Source organism: Haloferax sp. s1, assembly GCF_058382125.1.
The window spans coordinates 1-3,751 of sequence record NZ_JBZRPK010000372.1; the positions used below are offsets into that span (position 1 = coordinate 1).

The following is a 3,751-nucleotide window of genomic DNA, read 5'->3' on the forward strand; positions in this document are numbered from 1 at the left end:
GGATGGGAATCATCCAACGTTCGGTTGACACGAACTACTAATTCGGAGTGCGTGTTACTACCCGGCATGGTCCGAGAAGATGGCAAACGCAACTTCGTTCTCGTGGAGGACGACGGCGAAGAGACGAGCGTGTTCAGCGGTAAGTATCCCCGACAGGCAGCGTTGAAGGCCGCCCGTCGACTCCCCGCCGCACCGAGCCTCGAGGATGTGGATGGGAAAGCGACGATTCGACTTCGTGAGCGAGGGACCGACAAGGTGCACGTCTACGAAGGCTGGGCGTGGGTCGAGGAGAAAGACGACGACGCTCCCGACTGGATGGACGACGAAGTCACCCGGGCGAACGTCTCGAAACAGCGTATCGAGCACATCGAGTCGTAGGTGGTTGGTGCCGAGGCTGCCGACTTTTGTGTGGTGGCGTGGAGAGTGTGGGGTCGGGTCATTCTGGTTTTTGTGCGCTGATGTCTTGTCGTCGTTTGTTCAATCGCACGACATAATGGAATATGTGACAAAAAAGACACTATCTGAATTACGGGTTTAAAATGCCTTATCAAACCGATAATAATCTACGCAGGAATTCGTCTCCGAGTCGGACATGCGTAAAATAGTCATGGTACTCGCCATCGCCGGAGTCATTGTCGCCGGGACGGTGGCCGGTGCTGTTACTGCCACAGCCCAAGAACCAGGAACACAACCAATCACTGATTGTACGACAATCACCTCACCGGGCGTCTACACGTTAGGGAAGGACATCACGAACACCACCGCCGACACGTGCATCCAGATCGAAACCAGCGATGTCGTGTTGAATGGTGGAAACCACACCCTGATCGGCGACGGTGACGGGATTGCGGTCGACGCGACTGCAACCGAGGAGCGTGCCCAAGATGCCTACGAGAACGTTACGGTCCGTTCGCTCAGCGCCGAGTCTTGGGAGACCGGGATTTCCTTCGTCAACACGCGGAATGCCACGGCGACGAACGTCGCTATCGCTGATTCGGTTGTGGGTGTTCAAATCGGGTCGGCCGAGTCACGACTCGGGTACGTGACGGCGGCACATCGCTCCACCGTCAGTAACGCAACACTCAGCAACGTCGACAGCGGCGTTCTCGTGGTTAAGTCGAACAACGCTACCGTCGTGGACAATACGCTCACCGACTACAGCGATACCGGCGTCCACTTCAATGTCGCCAGTAACTCCTCCGTCCACGGGAACGAGATTACCGACCCCAACGGCTCAGCGGGGACTGCGATTTCTCTCAGCGTCACGGCCCAAGAATACGGGGGCGGGGTCGACAACAACGTCGTCGCGTCGAACCGAATCGTGAACGGAACGATTAGCGTCAATCCCGATCAGTCACAATCCACCGGAAACCGGATCATCCGGAACGAGATCACGAACGGAAGTATTGCCGTCAGTTGGAGTCGAGGTGGCCACACACTCGTTGCGGACAACCGGCTTACGAACAGCGACGTCAGCGTAGAAGTGTCTACAAACGTCACCGTCGAGGACAACGTACTTACAAACCCCAACGAGGCACCTGAAGAGAGCATCTATCTCAGCGATGCGGGGTTGAATACCGTCCAAGACAACACGGTTATCGGCGCACAGACCGGTATCCTGCTCGATGCCGTCGCACAAGAGAACGCGATTGTGGACAACAAAGTTATCAATAGTGAGTCAGGAATCGAACTCGACGGAGACTCGGTGAACAACACAGTTGCCGAGAACACGCTTATCAACAACGGGAACGGCATTGTGGTCTCCCTTGTAAATACGTTCTCCGAGGGGACGAACGATGTCCGCAAAAACAATATCGTGAACAATGAGAACGGTCTCCTCGTGAAGGCAACGGACCGACCGCTTATCGTCGAGTCCAACAGCCTCAGAGCCAACACGAACGGTATCCTCATCCAGAAAACTATCACTTGTTCGCCCGATGCTGAGGGGGCCGAACTCGTCTCGGTACACGGCAATGTCATCGCCGGTAGTGGAGCCTACGGTGTGCTGAACGAGAACCAAGACATACTGAATGCCACAGGGAACTTTTGGGGCGCGAGAGACGGACCGTCGAGCGCGGACGACGAGATACCCGGTGACCCTGTGACGGGAACACTGGCAAACGGAAGCGGCACAGCCGTCTCGGAGGACTCAGGTCACGCCGGACAGTCGAACGTCCAGTTCGACTCGTGGCTCCAGCAGCCCCCCGAAGACGCGGAGAGAAGTAACGAAACGGCGTCATAACCGTCATAACCGCAGCGCTGTCCCGCGTCCTCAGTTTTCTTTGAACGGCCTCTAAGCGGACGGCAAGAGTAGGAGCGGACGACGAGTGTCGGTTTGTTCATCCGCGGATTCGACAGAGGAGAATCCCGGGTTCCGGAACTGGGGATTCCTTCATGCGGTCGTCGGGCGAGAACAGGACCACCAAATATGATATATCAATTATGCGTAAGTGAGCGCGTCGTATGAATTTATGAGAAGGGAATAACTCTGCACAGAAGATGGCTGATGACCCGACTCCGCTCCGGTTTCGGACATACCCCTGGTTTCCCGTGCTCACTGTGGGAACGCTCCTCTTCTTGAGCATCCTCTCTGCTACCGGGACCGATTTAGGGGTGTTTGTAATCCTCCAGTTTTTCTTGCTCATGGGGCTATACGTCTCCGCCCTCCTCGGTATCCACGGAATACTCCGAGATATCGGTTCACTCAACGCGGCAGAGGCGGAGTGGCAACCGTCGTGGCCGCGGTATATCGCTGCGATCCTCGGCATCGCTGCGGGGGTGACACTTATTACGGTCTTCCCGCCGGTACCGCTCCCAGAAGACAAGCCCCTCGGATTGCTTGGTCTCCTCGGCCTCGGTATCGTGTCGATCACGCTCGCGAGCGGCCCCGTTTGTCTGGTCTATCTGCTCATTCGGTGGCGACGAGTCGGCCTAAATTACTTAAAGTAGTAGGAACGTCGAATGGTAGATATGACTACCGTGATACCCACCTTCATTGGTATCGGACTGCTGATATTCTACTGCGGTGCTTTCGAGTGGTTCGCGCCGGAATATCACCGTCTCCCCTGGGTTGATCCACCGGACGGCGCAGGAGAGGTAACGCATAGCGGTCTGGAAGTGGTCGCCGGTGCGGGTTGCGTGTTCGTGATGTATCTGGCTGGTATTTGGTTCCTATTTGGCTGGATTCCGGTCTTCGATCGACTCGAGATGGTTCTTGTCCAGTTGTTATCCGCATTTGGACTGTGAGAGGGGTTCTGGGTATGACAGATTCAAATACTTCTCACTCTCCGCAGATGATCTGCAGACAGTGAGTTCCCACTACTGTGACGGAATTGTTGGTGCTCTACTCGGTCGTGACCGTCGTGTGGGTGTGAACCATCGTTGCGCGGTGGGTACCCGACCCGACTTGGAAGTGAATCGTGTGTTCGCCGGGTTCGTACTCGTCACCTAACTGTTCTGCGAGATCGAGACTGCCACTCGTCGAGCCATCGCCGAAGTGGATGTGGCGTGCGTCGCTCGGAATGACGTCGCCGACCGGGACGTGGTCGGTGTCGATGAGCGCGTGGAGATGACCAGCGTTCGAGTTGATTCCGTTACTGGACGGTTCGATGGTGTAGTTCTCGGCGGTGATGTCCCACTCGACGACGCTACCGTCGACACTCGTATCGAGGCTGAGGCTGGCCTCGTCACGAACGGTAACCTCGACAGTCTCGACTAGGTCCATCGCCTTGTGCTTACCGTCGCCGACCTG

At 56.4% G+C, this 3,751-nt stretch carries 5 protein-coding genes; 4 read left to right on the forward strand and 1 reads right to left on the reverse strand.

Going from position 1 to position 3,751, the window contains the following annotated elements:
- Positions 1-66: 66 nt before the first annotated feature.
- From QT222_RS04645 to QT222_RS04660, 4 genes are all read left to right on the forward strand, one after another.
- Entirely contained in the window at positions 67-378 is a 312-nt protein-coding gene (locus tag QT222_RS04645; RefSeq protein WP_491476452.1) for a non-histone chromosomal MC1 family protein, read from the forward strand.
- A gap of 214 nt (positions 379-592) precedes the next feature.
- Positions 593-2,242, forward strand: coding sequence for a right-handed parallel beta-helix repeat-containing protein (locus QT222_RS04650; protein WP_491476453.1), 1,650 nt, complete (start codon positions 593-595; stop codon positions 2,240-2,242).
- A gap of 257 nt (positions 2,243-2,499) precedes the next feature.
- Positions 2,500-2,949: a hypothetical protein gene (locus tag QT222_RS04655; RefSeq protein WP_491476454.1), complete on the forward strand. Its 450-nt coding sequence runs from the start codon at positions 2,500-2,502 to the stop codon at positions 2,947-2,949.
- A gap of 21 nt (positions 2,950-2,970) precedes the next feature.
- Positions 2,971-3,246, forward strand: a complete 276-nt coding sequence (locus QT222_RS04660) for a hypothetical protein (RefSeq protein ID WP_004056959.1) — start codon at positions 2,971-2,973, stop codon at positions 3,244-3,246.
- Between the two features lie 97 nt (positions 3,247-3,343).
- Here QT222_RS04660 and QT222_RS04665 read toward each other — a convergent pair.
- On the reverse strand, positions 3,344-3,751 hold a 408-nt coding region (locus tag QT222_RS04665), incomplete at its 5' end, for a DUF4399 domain-containing protein (protein WP_491476455.1).

Excerpts from the sequence above, each read along its gene's own strand:
- QT222_RS04645 (WP_491476452.1), top strand. The coding sequence starts at position 67 with ATGGTCCGAGAAGATGGCAAACGCAACTTCGTTCTCGTGGAGGACGAC.
- QT222_RS04650 (WP_491476453.1), top strand. The coding sequence starts at position 593 with ATGCGTAAAATAGTCATGGTACTCGCCATCGCCGGAGTCATTGTCGCC.
- QT222_RS04655 (WP_491476454.1), top strand. The coding sequence starts at position 2,500 with ATGGCTGATGACCCGACTCCGCTCCGGTTTCGGACATACCCCTGGTTT.
- QT222_RS04660 (WP_004056959.1), top strand. The coding sequence starts at position 2,971 with ATGACTACCGTGATACCCACCTTCATTGGTATCGGACTGCTGATATTC.